Source organism: Exiguobacterium sp. UBA1053, assembly GCF_002316465.1.
Taxonomy (GTDB): Bacteria; Bacillota; Bacilli; order Exiguobacteriales; family Exiguobacteriaceae; genus Exiguobacterium_A; species Exiguobacterium_A abrahamii.
Map to the genome: position 1 here is coordinate 792,820 of NZ_DCDO01000013.1, position 14,921 is coordinate 807,740.

General features: G+C 48.2%; 17 protein-coding genes. 4 read left to right on the forward strand and 13 right to left on the reverse strand.

What is annotated here, in order from left to right; translation table 11 throughout:
• Positions 1–4: 4 nt before the first annotated feature.
• The 8 genes from B3G15_RS11765 to B3G15_RS11800 all read right to left on the reverse strand — a co-directional run bounded on the left by B3G15_RS11765 (position 5) and on the right by B3G15_RS11800 (position 6,137).
• A complete protein-coding gene (locus tag B3G15_RS11765; RefSeq protein WP_050678734.1) occupies positions 5–412 on the reverse strand; it encodes a flagellar protein FlgN in 408 nt (135 codons plus the stop codon).
• A 96-nt stretch (positions 413–508) separates the two neighbouring features.
• On the reverse strand, positions 509–757 hold the full coding sequence (gene flgM, locus B3G15_RS11770; protein ID WP_290721181.1) for a flagellar biosynthesis anti-sigma factor FlgM: 249 nt from the start codon (positions 755–757) through the stop codon (positions 509–511).
• A gap of 36 nt (positions 758–793) precedes the next feature.
• Positions 794–1,060: a hypothetical protein gene (locus tag B3G15_RS11775; RefSeq protein WP_290721184.1), complete on the reverse strand. Its 267-nt coding sequence runs from the start codon at positions 1,058–1,060 to the stop codon at positions 794–796.
• A 156-nt stretch (positions 1,061–1,216) separates the two neighbouring features.
• Complete coding sequence (locus B3G15_RS11780; RefSeq protein WP_290721186.1) at positions 1,217–1,714, reverse strand: ComF family protein; 498 nt, start codon at positions 1,712–1,714, stop codon at positions 1,217–1,219.
• A 140-nt stretch (positions 1,715–1,854) separates the two neighbouring features.
• A complete protein-coding gene (locus B3G15_RS11785; protein WP_290721189.1) occupies positions 1,855–3,063 on the reverse strand; it encodes a helicase-related protein in 1,209 nt (402 codons plus the stop codon).
• Positions 3,064–3,292: 229 nt separating this feature from the next.
• Complete coding sequence (locus B3G15_RS11790) at positions 3,293–4,141, reverse strand: DegV family protein (RefSeq protein ID WP_047393177.1); 849 nt, start codon at positions 4,139–4,141, stop codon at positions 3,293–3,295.
• Positions 4,142–4,275: 134 nt separating this feature from the next.
• Positions 4,276–4,968, reverse strand: a complete 693-nt coding sequence (locus B3G15_RS11795) for a response regulator (protein WP_029342537.1) — start codon at positions 4,966–4,968, stop codon at positions 4,276–4,278.
• Positions 4,965–6,137, reverse strand: coding sequence for a sensor histidine kinase (locus B3G15_RS11800; RefSeq protein WP_029342538.1), 1,173 nt, complete (start codon positions 6,135–6,137; stop codon positions 4,965–4,967). The genes B3G15_RS11795 and B3G15_RS11800 overlap by 4 nt, the downstream gene beginning before the upstream one ends.
• Before the next feature lie 99 nt (positions 6,138–6,236).
• Between B3G15_RS11800 and B3G15_RS11805 the strand changes: the two genes are divergently transcribed.
• The 3 genes from B3G15_RS11805 (at position 6,237) to B3G15_RS11815 (ending at position 8,370) form a co-directional block, all read left to right on the forward strand.
• On the forward strand, positions 6,237–6,878 hold the full coding sequence (locus B3G15_RS11805) for a YigZ family protein (RefSeq protein WP_290721195.1): 642 nt from the start codon (positions 6,237–6,239) through the stop codon (positions 6,876–6,878).
• Positions 6,879–6,947: 69 nt separating this feature from the next.
• Positions 6,948–7,979: an LCP family protein gene (locus B3G15_RS11810; RefSeq protein ID WP_050678739.1), complete on the forward strand. Its 1,032-nt coding sequence runs from the start codon at positions 6,948–6,950 to the stop codon at positions 7,977–7,979.
• Positions 7,954–8,370: a GNAT family N-acetyltransferase gene (locus tag B3G15_RS11815; protein ID WP_290721199.1), complete on the forward strand. Its 417-nt coding sequence runs from the start codon at positions 7,954–7,956 to the stop codon at positions 8,368–8,370. Before B3G15_RS11810 ends, B3G15_RS11815 begins: the two co-directional genes overlap by 26 nt.
• A gap of 57 nt (positions 8,371–8,427) precedes the next feature.
• Here B3G15_RS11815 and chrA read toward each other — a convergent pair whose 3' ends face one another.
• The 4 genes from chrA to B3G15_RS11835 form a co-directional block, all read right to left on the reverse strand.
• The gene (chrA, locus tag B3G15_RS11820) at positions 8,428–9,579 is read right to left on the reverse strand and encodes a chromate efflux transporter (protein ID WP_290721202.1); all 1,152 of its coding nucleotides are present in this window, start codon (positions 9,577–9,579) and stop codon (positions 8,428–8,430) included.
• 52 nt (positions 9,580–9,631) lie between these two features.
• The gene (locus tag B3G15_RS11825; RefSeq protein ID WP_290721205.1) at positions 9,632–10,735 is read right to left on the reverse strand and encodes a DUF418 domain-containing protein; all 1,104 of its coding nucleotides are present in this window, start codon (positions 10,733–10,735) and stop codon (positions 9,632–9,634) included.
• A gap of 62 nt (positions 10,736–10,797) precedes the next feature.
• Positions 10,798–11,841, reverse strand: coding sequence for a glycosyltransferase family 4 protein (locus B3G15_RS11830; RefSeq protein ID WP_029342543.1), 1,044 nt, complete (start codon positions 11,839–11,841; stop codon positions 10,798–10,800).
• 59 nt (positions 11,842–11,900) lie between these two features.
• Positions 11,901–12,302: a hypothetical protein gene (locus B3G15_RS11835; protein ID WP_290721209.1), complete on the reverse strand. Its 402-nt coding sequence runs from the start codon at positions 12,300–12,302 to the stop codon at positions 11,901–11,903.
• Between the two features lie 293 nt (positions 12,303–12,595).
• Between B3G15_RS11835 and B3G15_RS11840 the strand changes: the two genes are divergently transcribed.
• A complete protein-coding gene (locus B3G15_RS11840) occupies positions 12,596–14,080 on the forward strand; it encodes an N-acetylmuramoyl-L-alanine amidase (protein WP_290721212.1) in 1,485 nt (494 codons plus the stop codon).
• Between the two features lie 93 nt (positions 14,081–14,173).
• On the opposite strand, the gene pgmB is transcribed toward B3G15_RS11840, so the two are convergent.
• Positions 14,174–14,845, reverse strand: coding sequence for a beta-phosphoglucomutase (gene pgmB, locus B3G15_RS11845; RefSeq protein ID WP_029342546.1), 672 nt, complete (start codon positions 14,843–14,845; stop codon positions 14,174–14,176).
• Positions 14,846–14,921 lie beyond the last annotated feature (76 nt).

The window sequence follows — 14,921 nt, forward strand, 5'->3', positions numbered from 1 at the left end:
CTCCTTACGCGTTTCGATTGAAGTGTGTCTGGTTCAGTGCGGACTGTCCGTATGTGAAGTCGTCCGCTTCTGGAATCAAGAGTTGGAGATGCCAATCCAAATAATATAGGGATTGCTCCAGCAACTCCGCGTTTAGTGTGTTGAGCTGCCGCAGTTGACCGATCGTCTGCAACAACGTTCGGAGTGAGTCGACATCTTCCGGATGCGTCGCGATCCATTCCGTCATCGTCACGCTCCCCATCAGTGCGAGCCGCTCTTGTTCTAGTCCTTCGATCCGTTTGATATGTACGGGTTCTTCTTTAACGATTTCAGACAAACGACGCATGTCATTTGCAATCAAGACTTGCTTCTTTTCTTCTGCGAGCGCAAGTAAATGAGCATGCGCTTCGTTAAGCTGATTGATGAGTTGCATTCGGTTTCTCCTTCCGAATTGAAAAGGTTCCATTCATATAAAAAACGACCCGCGCATCCGTGCCCCGAGTCGCCTCCATTGTCTACGATGTCCCGCTTACAGGTTCAAGAAACGTTCTGCGATTTTATTCGCATCCGGTTTATAGGTTCCATCCTGGATCGCCTGTTTGAGGGATTCAATCTTTTCAGTCCGTGACGACTGTGTCTCATTGAAACGCGCACGCGCTTCCGTCGAGATACTGACTTCGTCAGGACGATTCGTACGTTGGTTTTTTGTTCCTTCTACTGATTGAGTTCTTTCGTACGTTTTGGGCATGTTCACCCATTTCGTAGAATCAATTCGCATGTGAACACCTGCTTTCTAGACTACAAGATTCTTAGTTCAAGTCCGATACGTCCTTGGTTTCGAAGAGTCAGAAGAGTCAAGCATCGCCTGGGCGAGGTCGTGTCGTAAACGATCACGACATGCGGCACAAATCGTGCCTTCACGGGAGGGCTTCCCGCAACTCTCACACATGATTTCCATTTGGGAAATCTCAGAGATCAATAAGCGCCCTTCCTTGATGTAACGGAAGACGGTATCTCGACTAACGCCCGTTCCGATCTCGACATCTTTAGGTGAAGTCCGGATTTTTCGTCGTTCTCGCAAAAATTCGCGTACCTTCTCAAAATCCGTATGATCCTTTCGTATGCAATCAATACACAGTTCTGAAGATTGACGCACGACTAACTTCCCGCAAGATTTACAATTGATGACATCCATTTCCTTCACCTCACATAGAGTATCGGCAGGAATGTTACTTTCTTAAACACTTCGAAATAAAGTTACAGCAGAAATTTCTTTCGCTCCCGCTTCCTTGAGTCGAAACATCGCTTGGCGAAGCGTCGCACCTGTCGTATAGACATCATCGACAAGTACGATGTTCTTCCCCTTGACGTCATTGGTTACGCAAAACGGATTGCTACGCGCAAGTCGCGCTTGTCGTCCTGCCTTACTTTGTTCTGGACCATCCAGACGACTTAAGCACGGAACGATCTTTCCGCGCATCCGACGTGCAATCAGCTCCGCTTGATTGAAACGGCGGTCTGAGAGACGTTCCGCACTCAACGGAATCGGCACAAGAATTGCTTGCTTGATTTTTACCTTCTTCAAGTCATCGGTAAACATCTCAAGCAACGCAGTATCACCGAGAAACTTGAAGCGATGCATGAAATTCTTCGCTGCATCATTGTATAAATAAAGAGGTGCTGTTTGGAGCGTCAACCCTTGTCTTCGCCATTCTGCACAGTCTGAACAGCGCACTTGACCCGGCTTTCCACAATCGACGCATTCCCCTCTTTTTACAAACTTTATTTTACAGGTCGGACAGGTCACTTGCCTAGTCCAGAGATTTCCGAGTTCCCAACTAGGTAGATAGACCTCTTGACAGAATAGACATCGATTCATGGTTGCACAGCATTTGCTTTCTTGATGTGATGGATCGTTTCGTACATCGCATCACTCCGGTCATTGGCGCAAAATAAAATGTCACCATCCGGGTATGCCGACGATCGTCCGACTCGTCCGCTGATTTGAATCAGAGCTGCCGTACTGAACCCTTGATCAGCATCAAGAATCGCGACTTGAACGTTTTCGATCGTCACACCCCGCTCAAGAATCGTTGTCGTCAGTAAGATTCCTGTCGACTGTCGAAAACGCTGTACCTTCTCGACTCGTTCCGAGTCTGCGGCATGGACGGTCTCGACGTCATAGCCTGCTGTCGCGAATCGGTTTTGCCATCGCTCGAGCTCCGCGATTCGTGAGACGAAGACGAGCCGTGGTACAGCGCTATGACGCGCCAACCAATCGAACACGATTTGTTCGCTATACGGTACGACAAGCTTTGGGACCGGTAACGGATAGCCATGATAGCGTCGCATCAGCCGAATCGTCGGAAACCGTCGATGCCAAAACGAAGGGGTTGCACTTAATAAAATCAGCGCGGCATCTTTCGTCATCGCGCGCTTGACGTATCGATGTAACGTCCGGTCGAGCCGGTACGGAAACGCATCGACCTCATCCAAAAAGACGACGTCGAAACAATCCCGGTAATGAATCAATTGATGTGTCGTACTGACCGTGATGTCCCCCAGTTCAAGACGATCCGATGAACCACCATACAAGGAGACGATGGAAGCGTTGGCGAATGCCCGCTTCAAATGTCCCGTCAATTCCCGGACGACGTCTGCCCGTGGTGCCGCGACAAGCACACGGCGTCCGCTAGCGAGAGCGTCTGCGATCCCCGGGAAAAGCATCGGTGTCTTCCCGGCACCACACACGGCATGAACGAGAAGCCGTTTGTTAGTTAGAACCGTTCGTTGGATTGCTTGAGCAACGCGTAGTTGCGCCGGCGTCAACGTCAATGGTCCATGTTGTGCCGGTGTCACCGGATCAAGTGCCCGCTGATCCGTCACGAGTCGTCCACAGCTTCTCAGTTTGCCGTAAGCAAGACATTTCCGACAATAATAACAGGCTTTACCACATGTACAGTCCCCTCGCACTGGAAGCGCGCCACATCGTTGGCAACGCCATGTCACGGCTGGTCTGAATCGGTATGTCACTTGTGGTGTGTCGATCCATTCAACAGGCACGAGTCGTCCTCGAAGATCCATCGTCATCTCTCCTTTTCTGTTTCGTCTCTTTCTCGCGGACGTCCGTCATCTCCTTGTGAGCGTTCCACTACTCAACTTGAGCTTTTGACTCGCAGAATTCGAGGTAACGTCATACGTTACGGTTTCAACAGGCGTTTCCATATAGTCATCCATGATTTTTGAGGATTTTGACAAAACAAAAGCAGCAGGTATCCTCATGAAGAGAATCCCTACTGCTTCCGCTCTTATCTTATTCTGCTGCGTGATACCATGTGACACCGATTGCCCCTGGTCCGAGGTGTGTACCGATGACGGGTCCAAAAACACTCATCTCGATGCGTGCCTGCGGGAAAAGTGCCTTCAGTTCAGCAATCTCTGCTTCTGCTTTCGCAGAATCCTCGGCATGGATGACACCGATGACATAACCGGTACCGTCACCGCGAATATCTTCCTTCATCATTTCCTCAATCCGATTGACTGCCCGCTTAAACGTTCGAATCTTTTCAAACGGAACGATTTTTCCATCAACGAAATGAAGGACCGGCTTGATTTTCAGGAACGAGCCGACGAATGCTTGCGCGACACTCAAACGTCCTCCACGCTGGAGGTGTTCGAGATCGTCGACGACGAAATAAGCTCGAATCTGTTCCTTCAATGTCTCAAGACGCTGGACGATCGTCTCTGCCGTCGCTCCTGCATCTCGCAAACGAACGGCTTCTTGGACGAGAAACGCTTGCGGCATACAGGAAATACGTGAATCGACTGGATGGACGTTGACATGATCCACCATCATGTTGATCGTATGTAACGCTTGGTACGTTCCGCTGATCCCACTTGATAGTGTAATACCAATGATATCCGTTCCTTCTGGCAACTGCTCGAACGACGACACGAGATCACCGATGTTTGGTTGTGAGGTCGTCGGGAGACTGCCCGTCTGGATGCGTTCATAAAATTCCGCTACCGAGATATCGAACCCTTCCCGGTAGGCGTCACCGTCGAAGATGACACTAAGTGGTGCGACGTGCACTTGATGTTCTTCACAATAGGTAGTTGGCAGATAGGCTGTGCTATCCGTTAAGATCACAATCTGGCTCATCCGTGAATTTCCTCGCTTTTATAGTTCCGTCGTGACGCTGCCAAATGTGACACGCCACAATCGCTTTTAAGTGTAGCATTTTTTATTGGATAAAAAAAGAAAGACGGAAGCGGGAGCTCCTGTCTTTCGAGATATTAAACGACGACCCATCCACGACGGATTGATTCGACGACAGCACCGGTCCGGTCCGGCACATTCATCTTCCGGAGGATCGATGAAACGTGGTTCTTGACCGTCTTCTCACTGATGTATAACGTATCACTGATCGCACGGTTCGAGAAACCGTCCGCTAACAATTGCAAGACTTCACATTCGCGACGCGTCAAGACGTGGAGTGGTGCTTCCGCGACTCGTTTTTCAACAGGTTGTGACGCCATCGTTTGTTTCATCTTCATCAAACGACGATATTCCTGCAATAAGTTCGGTGTGACTTTCGGGTGGACGTATCCGCCTTCGCGGTACACGGAACGAATCGCATTGACGAGTTCATCCGTCGCCATTTCCTTTAAGAGGTAACCGACTGCACCTGCACCTAAGGCGTGCATGACATATGTCTCATCATCATGAATCGATAAGATGATGACACGTACGTCCGGATAGACTTCCATCAGACGTTTTGTTGCTTCAACACCGTTGACTTGCGGCATGTTGATATCCATTAAGACGATATCCGGTTGATGGGTTTCGACGAGCGAGATGACTTCTGCTCCGCTTTCCCCTTCCGCTACGACGACGAACTCTTCTTCGAAATCAAGAATTCGTTTAACGCCTTCGCGGAATAACTGATGATCGTCGACGATGACTACTTTCACTTGCTCATTGTTCACAGTGTTTCCCCTCTCGCTTCGGATTCCTCGATTGGAATCTTGACCTTGATGACTGTACCTTTTCCGGGCTGCGTCTCGATATCGAATTCACCATCGATCAATTCGATCCGTTCACGCATACCAACGAGTCCGAATGACTCGTCGCACGATGCGACGATGGAATCGAAATCAAATCCAACGCCATTATCCTTCACGTGGATTCGTACGGAATGTTGATATTGTTCTATGATAATACGAATGTCACTCGCTTTGGAATGCTTTACTGCATTTTGGACGGCTTCTTGGACGATTCGGAAGACGGCAACTTCATACGTCGAATCGATCCGTTCACCGCCTCCTAGATAATTGAAGTGAACCGGAATATTCGAAATTTCTTGAATATGGCGAAGATAACGCTCGAGCGTTGGAACGAATCCGAGATCGTCAAGCGTCATCGGACGTAAATCGTATATGATACGGCGGATATCGGCAAGTCCATCCCGAATCAACGTCCGCAAACGGTGAATCTCTTCAAAAGCTGCCTCTGCCCCATTATGCTGGTGAATCTTTTCAATCAAATCCGCCCGGATCAAGACGTGGGCAAGCGTCTGCGCCGGACCATCGTGCATGTCGCGCGACAAGCGGCGGCGTTCATTTTCGGCGGACTGGAAGACTTTTAGACCCATCTCCTGTTTTTGCATCGCCTTTTCATATTTTTCATTCATCATCTGCATATCGTCCGTCAAGAAGTTGAGGACGACCGAGACACGTCCAATCAATTGATCTGCCCGTTCAATCGTCTCATCGAGCTGAATCAGTCGGCGTTCGAGCTCATCGCGACGCTTTCGGCAATTCATCTCGTCTCGTTGATTGATGAACGATTCGAGTTGCAACGCGTTCGCTGTCTCATAGGCCGACCGGACATCCTGTTCCGAGTAGCTGTCGAAGTTCTTACTGACGACGACGAGTCGCGCCTTCGCATCCTTGATATGGCGTTCGAGTCGTTCTGCTTCTTTTATATAGTCGTGCACCCGAATCTTCAGGTCGCGCAGTTCTTGCTGGATTTCGGCATATTGTTCGCGAGAACTTTCCGTGATCCGGACGATTTCTTCCCGACTCTCTTCTACGACGCCGATGATGTTCTGTACGATATCATTCAAGGATAGCCGCTCCCTCATCTCATTCGTCATGGTACTCCCTCCATTCCTTGCCAGTCGTCTACGGTTGTCTCTCTCTTGGAACGTCGTTATGCTAGAAAGAACTAGTTAACGAGGAGGACATTTTTGATTATGACATTATCTAATTATTATACAGTAAAAGAAAACGGTTTCCACGAAATCATTATCCAAAAGTCACGATTCATCACTTATTTAGCTCGCGCGACGACGGAAGAACAAGCCCAGGCGTTCATTTCCGAGTTGAAAAAAAAACATCACGATGCGAACCATAACTGCTCTGCCTACGTCATCGGTGAGCGTAATGAGATCCAAAAAGCGAATGATGACGGTGAACCAAGTGGAACGGCTGGTGTTCCGATGCTTGAAGTATTGAAGAAGCGTGACTTGCGCGATACAGTCGTCGTCGTGACACGGTATTTCGGCGGCATCAAGCTCGGTGGTGGTGGATTGATTCGCGCGTATGGTTCGAGTGTATCTGAAGCACTGAACGCAGTCGGTGTCGTCGAACGGATCGAACATACCGTTGTTTCCGTCAACGTCGACTATACATGGCTTGGAAAGCTCGAGAACGAACTACGGGCAAGCGTCCATCCGATTGATCAGATTCATTACCTCGATCAAGTCCAGATCGACGTCCTCGTCAAGACAGCCGATGTTCCCAATTTTCTCGACTGGATGACGAACATGACGAACGGTCAAGCCAATTTGTCAAGCGGCTCTACTCGTTACCTCGAACGTGACATTATTTCCTGAACTGATATACTGATTGTAAAGAATTTTAAAGTTTTTTAAAAATTCAGTTAAAGTTAGGAGTTAATAAAGGTGGAAGAGCGAACCCGCAGTAATAAAAAAAAGATAAAGAAAAAACGTTCGTGGTTCAAGGTGTTCGTGATCAGTTTTCTGGTCGTGCTCGTCGGTGGAGGTGCGACCTTCGCTTACGTCGCGTATAAGACGTTCCAGACCGCAAACGATGCAAACGTCGATTTAGCGCGCGGTGACAAGTCCGAGAAACGAGAAGCAGCCATTGATTTGACGAAAGATCACTTTTCCGTTCTGCTCGTCGGAACGGATGAACGACCTGGTGACACCTCATCCCGTGCTGATACGATGATCGTCGCAACATTCAACAAGGACGATCAGACCGTTGATATGGTCAGCATTCCCCGTGATTCACTCGTCGAGATTCCTTCTGTCGGTTACGAGGATAAAATCAACCACTCTTATGCCTTTGGGGGCATCGATTCAACGATTGAAACGGTCGAGACGTTGCTCGATATTCCAATCGATTATTATGCATCGATCAACTTCAATGGTGTCGTCGCGATCGTCGACGCATTAGGTGGCATCGATGTCGACGTCAAGTTACCAATCGATACACTCGACTCATCCGATAAGCGCAATGGCGTTAAATTGGAACCGGGTCAACAGACGTTGAACGGAGAGGAAGCACTCGCCTATGCCCGAATGCGTTATCAAGATCCTGAAGGAGATATTGGTCGGACAAAACGTCAACAACAGATCGTCGAAGCTATCATCGATCAGTCGACATCGTTCGGTTCAATCACCAAACTAAACACACTGATGGATGCGACTGGAGACAACTTCCGGACGAACATGTCGTTGACGGAAGCGTTCCAACTGCAACCGTTCATCAAAAAAATCGGTTCCATCAACCGGATCGATCTTAAGGGAACGGACACGAAAATTAACGGTGTCTATTACTACCAGCTTGATCAAACTTCATTGGCTGACGCGAAGAAGACATTGAAGGAACAACTCAATTTGCCAATCGATGAGACGACAGACAGCATCACGTCGGAGGCTGCAGATGATTCGCTCACTCCAAGCAACTGATCATGCAGCACTGCTGGAAGTACAACGTCGCGCTTATCAGATAGAAGCCGCATTACTCAATGCGACTGATTTCCCGCCATTACGCGAAACGATTGATGAGATCGATGTTGAAGCGCCGATCGGTTTCGTTTACGTCATTGATGACGACATCGTTGGTGCTGTCACGATTGCTGATGGAACGATCACTCGACTTGTCGTTGATCCGGCATACTTCCGTCAAGGAATTGCACAGTCCTTACTGCATCACGTGATAAAGCGACATCAGGCCAGACATGTCATGACCGGTGCACGTAATCTGCCAGCGCTTTCGCTCTATACTCGTTTCGGCTTTTCAGAAGTCCAGCGCGAGTGGCGTAGTGGGATCGAACTTGTCTTTTTGATGCGCACCTGACTTTTAGGAACAACAAAGAAGCAGTAGACACCGAGTCTACTGCTTCTTTGTTGTTGTTTAGAAGAAAAGGAATCCGAGAGCGGCTCCGATTAACACGATTCGTAACGGCGACTGTTTATAAAAACGAAGTAAACAGAACAAACCGAAGGCAATCAAGAAATCAAGACCACTCTTGATGCTTGACGTAAAGATTGGATCATAAAGAGCGGCAAGCAAGATACCGACGACGGCAGCATTGACGCCAATCAACATGCGTCCGACAGCTTGATTCTTCCGAATTCGATCCCAATACGGTAAAACACCGATGACGAGTAGAAAACCTGGTAGGAAGATCGCGAGCGTCGCAAGAATTCCTCCAGAAACACCAGAGACGATCGTACCAAGATACGTTGCAAACGTGAAGAGTGGACCCGGTACCGCTTGTGCAGCAGCGTAACCAGCAAGGAACGTATCCGTGTTCATCAGCCCAGGTACGAGTGTCTGCTCAAGGAATGGCAAGACGACATGTCCGCCACCAAAAACGAGGGCACCAGCACTGTAAATGATACTCGTCAGTTGGACGGTTCCTGTCGCAGATTGAGCAAGAAACGGTGTGACGGCAAGTAAGACGAAGAATAAGACGAGTGCTGTGATGCTAAGTAAACGTGGTACGCGAATCGACAAGGATCCACCCGTCTCCGTCTCTTCTTTGAACCAGAAGAACGCAAGAAGACCTGCGAGCAACAAGACACCGACTTGCGCCAATGGATGTGCGATCAAGAGTACGCCTGCTAGCGCTAGTAGCATCAACGTCATCCGTTTGACTCCTGTCGCAAGTTTCATTCCCATGCCAAGGACAGCGTCAGCAACGATTGCGACCGCGACGAGTTTCAAACCATGAATGAATCCGGCTTCCGCAACATCGAATTGTGTCGCAAGAATCGCGAATAGAATCAAAGCGATACTCGACGGCAACGTGAAGCCGACGAAGGAAATGATCGCCCCTGCTACGCCTCCACGGATCAGACCGATTCCCATTCCGACCTGACTCGAAGCGGGACCCGGGAGGAATTGACAGAGTGCAACTAAGTCAGCATAGGCTTTCTCATCAATCCATTTTTTCCGTTTGACATACTCCTCATAAAAATATCCGAGATGGGCGACCGGACCGCCGAATGATGTCAATCCGAGCTTAAACGATACAAGAAAGATTTCAATTAAACGATGCATGTTTCACCTCCATCCTTCATTCTACATAAAAGATGTTAAGTTCCTGTGAACTTCAACGGTTTTTCTTCCCATAAGTCCCTTTTCGCCACAATTTCTCCATGGGACCTTGTGGATGAGACTGGAGATATCTGTTTGAAGCAACACCTTGTGCGATCAAAAGCAGGAAAACGAGTAACAGTCCTTGCCATAACGGTGTCGTTCCATGTTGTCCACTGAAGAAGACGAACACAGTAAAGACAAGTGTATGCATCAAATAATTCGTCAATGCCATCCGCCCCAGTCCAGCAAACCATTGCATGCGTCCAGCACGAACGAGTAACGCAACGGCACAAGCATAGGTGATTGCAAGCGTTCGTCCTGAGAGCCAGACGTAAAATAGATTGATTGATCCGTCTGGTACGTCAGCATGCGCCTGCATGATTCCAGCGAACGATGGAAGTGTCAGTAGTAAGCTAATTCCAAGCGTCCACCACAAGAAACGATTTGTTGGGGGCGCTACGCTGAAGCGTTCCATCAAATAGGCTCCGATCAAGAACAGTGATAGAATTTCTGGCCAAATGACACCGGAATTCATGAGGGCTTCCGGTAATTGAACTGTCGCGTGATGTGATAAAAATCCGAGAAGATCGCGCGATGCAACGAACGACTGAAGTGACTTATCCAGCTCGACGACGGGAGTGTCACCAAATTGACGAGCCCCCAAAAAAATAAGTAGATAGAGCAGAATGGCATAGATTTGAAATGCTATCGCAAACAAGAGTTTCGTGACCGGCTTTGTTTTGGCGAACAATAACAAAATAAAGCCCGTCAACGCATACGTATGTAAGATATCTCCCTGCCAGACAAGCAGGTGCAAAAGACCAATGATGAGCAGAATTCCAAGTCGCCTTGCGAAGATCGTCATCGGTAGACCACGTTGTCGCAACCGATTGATGAACAGATAAAAACTGGCTCCGAACAAGACACTAAACAGGGTATAGAATTTCGTCTGGATGAAGAGATCAAAAATGAGACGAATCGATTGATCCACCTCCCCCATCATCGCATTCGGTCGATCACCGAGAAAACTCGGCATGTTGACGAATAAAATTCCGCATAGTGCAAAACCACGTAACACATCTAAATAGACGATGCGTTGATTCAATGATTGATTCATTCCAACACTCCCTTTCTGAAAAAAGACCGCTCACACGGATGAGCGGTCTTTTTTGATATACGTTATTTCGATGTAAAACGTTCCAACAAATTCAACAATGGTCGATAACGTTCGCCAAGCAAACCGAGCGACTCGACGAGAATGTCAAGAACGAGCAATAACATGACGAGTGAGACGAGGGCACCGATCGAATTCGTCTGCGAGAACAGAATTGCCGTCATGCCGAAGATGGCACAGAGTCCATAGATGACGAGCACAGCTTGGCGCATCGTAAAGCCGAGATCAAGCAATCGGTGATGCAGATGGGCCTTATCCGGCGCAAATGGTGGTTTTCCTTGCAATACCCGTCGAACGATCGCAAACAACGTGTCGGAAATCGGGATCCCAAGCAAAATGACCGGAACGGCAAGCGAGAACAACGTCACGTTCTTGAATCCAAGGAGTGATAACACACCAAGCATATAGCCGAGGAACAAGGCACCAGTATCACCCATGAAAATCTTCGCTGGGTAGAAGTTATGAAACAGAAAACCGAACGTACTCATTAATAAGAGAATCGCGACGATCGTCACGTATACGTTTCCTTGAATGACGGCAAGACTAATCAATGTCAACAAGACGATACTCGAGACACCCGCTGCTAGTCCGTCTAATCCATCAATTAAGTTGACGGCATTCGTGATCCCGATGACCCAAAGGAACGTCAGCGGAACACTCCACCATCCGAGATATAACTGCTGGTCGAACGGTAGATTGATGAACTCGATCCGAATCCCACCGTTTAGGACGATGACGGCAGCAACGATTTGCCCCATCAGCTTCAAACGGGCATTGAGTTGGAATCGATCATCCAGTGCACCGGTCAAAATAATAACGAACCCACCGACTAAAATGTGCGTCGCGTACGGACTCGAAGGTTGTAAGATAAAATAACCGATCATGAAAGCGATATAGATCGCTAATCCGCCAAGTCGCGGCATGATTCGGACGTGTACTTTTCGCGCGTCCGGACTGTCAACGGCACCGACTGCAATCGCAAAGCGTTTCACGACGGGTGTGATCAGTAAGGCGGCGATAAAACAGACGATGGACGCAGTCCATAACATAGTAACATCACGCTCCTGCGCGAATTATATCATAAAAAAAAAGAGCCGACGAGCGGCTCTTACATGAAGATCGGTACTTCAGCAGCTGGATCATATGTATAGATACCGCGCCCGACTTTTTTAATGGCAGGGTTTGCCTGTTCGACTTTCGCCATCAATTGGTAGATGTTACTAATTTGGTGACGGTAACGCAATTCAAGCTCCATTTGGATGTCACGTGCTGTCATCGATTCACGCTCGCGCATCAAATCGCTGATTTGGTGCACATAGACTTCTAGTGGATAACGCTGATTGACGCGACGTTGCTTTAACGGACGCTCATGTGTGACGGCGACTTCTTGCGAATGTTCTCCCATTCCACGGCTTAATTCCGAGATCAAATACTCGGCACGCCGCTGTAAACGACGGTATTCCTCTTCGATTTCCATTAGTTCGCGGTAGATATGTTCACTGTTACCCATTCCTTGCCCCTCTTTCCTTTTTTATACATTAATGTTTCAATCGTGTTTCATTTGTATGTATTTTGAAATATCTTAAACTATAATTTGTCTTGATAATATATAATTTCTTTAATTATTTAATTATCCTGTAATATTTTCATATCCTTACCGATAAATTGGCTACACCTCATATTAACAGAAAGGAATGAAAACGGAACATATAATTTCGACATTTAACTATTTTAATAATACTTAAGTTCTACTAATTCAATATATATCTTTCTTATTTTACCGAAAAGGAGACTGGAAATTTAATGGGCAAATTACCTAAAACACTTCGGACCGCTCTAGTACTTTCGTTGGTATCCGGTTGCTTCGCCTCTACTTCTACTGTATCGGCTGCTTCTGGTACAACCTTTACGAAAACTTCGTATCAGACGACGGATGCTTTGAATCTACGTAGTTCGAACTCGACGTCTTCTAAAAAATTGCTGACGATCCCGAAGACGACGAAAGTCACGTCGAGCTATCGAAAAGGCTCTTGGTATAAGTTGTCATATAAAGGAAAGACGGGATATGTGACCGGATCTTATCTGAAAAAAATCGAGAGTGGCACTTCTTTTTCAAAGACGTCTTATAAGACGACGGATGCGCTATCCTTACGCAGTGCGGCAACGACATCTTCCACTCGATTACTGACAATCCCTAAAGGAGCCGGTGTACAATCGAGTTTCAAAAGCGGGAATTGGTACAAAGTGACCTATGCAAATAAGACGGGTTATGTTTCTGGTTCTTATTTAAAGAAAGTGACTACACCAGCCAAAACGACGGTCTATACGACGACGGATCGCTTGAATTTCCGTTCGTCTCCTTCGACATCCGGAAAAGTCCTGACGACGATTCCGAGCGGGACTGCCGTCAATTCCCTCGCCGTTAAAGCAAACTGGCACACGGTCCAGTACCAAGGGAAAACGGGGTATGTCATGGGAACGTACCTGAAAAAAGGGACTTCCGTTCCTGCCTCGACGACTGGAAACGTTGATTATAGTGGATCAAAGATGTATGTGTTGATCCCGTCAGGCAATAGTGTCGCGCTTCGTGCGAGCGCGTCGACGCTCAGTGGTCAAATCGCTCGTCTTGGACGCGGTACTCCTGTCGTCGTCACGAATGCGCGTCATCAAACGAAAGGGTTCGTTGCTGTCAGGACAGCAAGTGGTCAAAGCGGTTATGTCGATGCGACATATCTGACGTTGTTCCAACCGGCACCATCGAACCGTCCACTTCTCGTCCTTGATCCGGGTCACGGCGGACACGACGCAGGTGCAGTTCGTTACGGCGTTGCTGAACGCGACATCGTCCTTGCTGTCACGAAACAAGTCGCCGAGCGTCTTGCCGGAAAAGTCGATGTGACGATGTCACGCTATACGAACGACTACTATCCGTCACTTGGAGAGCGAAGTGCCCTTGCGAACAGTCATGCGACGACTGCTTTCGTCAGTGTTCATATCAATGCTTCAACGAGTACGCAAGCATACGGAGCAGAGACCTTCTACTATAAAGGCGCCTCTTCGATCAACCTCGCTCGTAACGTCCAGCAACGCCTCGTCTCATACGCTGGCATGCGCGACCGAAGCGTCCACTATGCGAACTATGCCGTCATTCGTGGTACGAAAGCACCGTCGATTCTAGCGGAACTCGGTTTCCTCTCGAACAGCGCGGATCGGGCGAAACTGACGAACGCATCGTATCAGTCACGTTACGCGCAAGCAATCGCGGACGGCATTCTTGCCTCACTTTAAATCAACGCCATATCAAAAAGGATCGCTCAGGGAAGCGATCCTTTTTGCATACACATAACTTTCAAGGAATGTCCTTCACCATCAGGGAATGGTTCAGACAAGGGAGCGACTAGCGAGGATTTGCTCAAGGGATAGCAAATCTGTCGAATCGACACGATAGTCTGCCTCATGGAGCGCCGACTCCGGTCCAACTCCGACGGCATACATGCCGGCAGCGTGGATGGCAGTGATGCCAGCTGTCGCATCTTCTACACCGATGCAACGACTCGGTTCGACGTCGAGTGCTTCTGCAGCACGGAGAAACACTTCAGGGTGTGGTTTCGATTGTGCAACGGTCGCAGCGTCTACGATGTCATCGAAATAGTGTCGGACCTTTAGTGCCTCGACGACCATCAGCGCATTTTTAGAGGCGGACGCCATTCCGATCTTCAGCCCAGCGTTTCGGATTTCATCGAGGAATGCAGTGATTCCAGGAAGAAGATCCTGTTCAGAAATATGTTGGATCAATGTGACGTAGTGTTCATTTTTCTTCGCAGCAAGTGCTAGCTTCTCTTCCTCCGAAAAAGCGTTCTGTTTTCCACCGAGCGCAAGGATACGCTCGAGTGAATCCATCCGGCTGACACCTTTTAATGTCTCATTGAATTCCCGGTCGAACGGGATATCCAAATCCTCTCCAAGTTGTTTCCACGCTAAGTAATGATACTCTGCTGTATCGGTAATTACGCCGTCTAAATCAAAAATGACCGCTTCGATCGTTGGTGCCATCCGACATCCATCCTTTCTTCCATCGTCCATGAAAGGCAAGAAATCGAATGACTTTGCGCAAACGATTGCACTTGCC

Excerpts from the sequence above, each read along its gene's own strand:
- B3G15_RS11765 (WP_050678734.1), bottom strand. The coding sequence starts at position 412 with ATGCAACTCATCAATCAGCTTAACGAAGCGCATGCTCATTTACTTGCG.
- flgM (WP_290721181.1), bottom strand. The coding sequence starts at position 757 with ATGCGAATTGATTCTACGAAATGGGTGAACATGCCCAAAACGTACGAA.
- B3G15_RS11785 (WP_290721189.1), bottom strand. The coding sequence starts at position 3,063 with ATGGATCTTCGAGGACGACTCGTGCCTGTTGAATGGATCGACACACCA.
- B3G15_RS11790 (WP_047393177.1), bottom strand. The coding sequence starts at position 4,141 with ATGAGCCAGATTGTGATCTTAACGGATAGCACAGCCTATCTGCCAACT.
- B3G15_RS11800 (WP_029342538.1), bottom strand. The coding sequence starts at position 6,137 with ATGACGAATGAGATGAGGGAGCGGCTATCCTTGAATGATATCGTACAG.
- B3G15_RS11805 (WP_290721195.1), top strand. The coding sequence starts at position 6,237 with ATGACATTATCTAATTATTATACAGTAAAAGAAAACGGTTTCCACGAA.
- B3G15_RS11815 (WP_290721199.1), top strand. The coding sequence starts at position 7,954 with ATGATTCGCTCACTCCAAGCAACTGATCATGCAGCACTGCTGGAAGTA.
- chrA (WP_290721202.1), bottom strand. The coding sequence starts at position 9,579 with ATGCATCGTTTAATTGAAATCTTTCTTGTATCGTTTAAGCTCGGATTG.
- B3G15_RS11825 (WP_290721205.1), bottom strand. The coding sequence starts at position 10,735 with ATGAATCAATCATTGAATCAACGCATCGTCTATTTAGATGTGTTACGT.
- B3G15_RS11830 (WP_029342543.1), bottom strand. The coding sequence starts at position 11,841 with ATGTTATGGACTGCGTCCATCGTCTGTTTTATCGCCGCCTTACTGATC.
- B3G15_RS11835 (WP_290721209.1), bottom strand. The coding sequence starts at position 12,302 with ATGGGTAACAGTGAACATATCTACCGCGAACTAATGGAAATCGAAGAG.
- B3G15_RS11840 (WP_290721212.1), top strand. The coding sequence starts at position 12,596 with ATGGGCAAATTACCTAAAACACTTCGGACCGCTCTAGTACTTTCGTTG.
- pgmB (WP_029342546.1), bottom strand. The coding sequence starts at position 14,845 with ATGGCACCAACGATCGAAGCGGTCATTTTTGATTTAGACGGCGTAATT.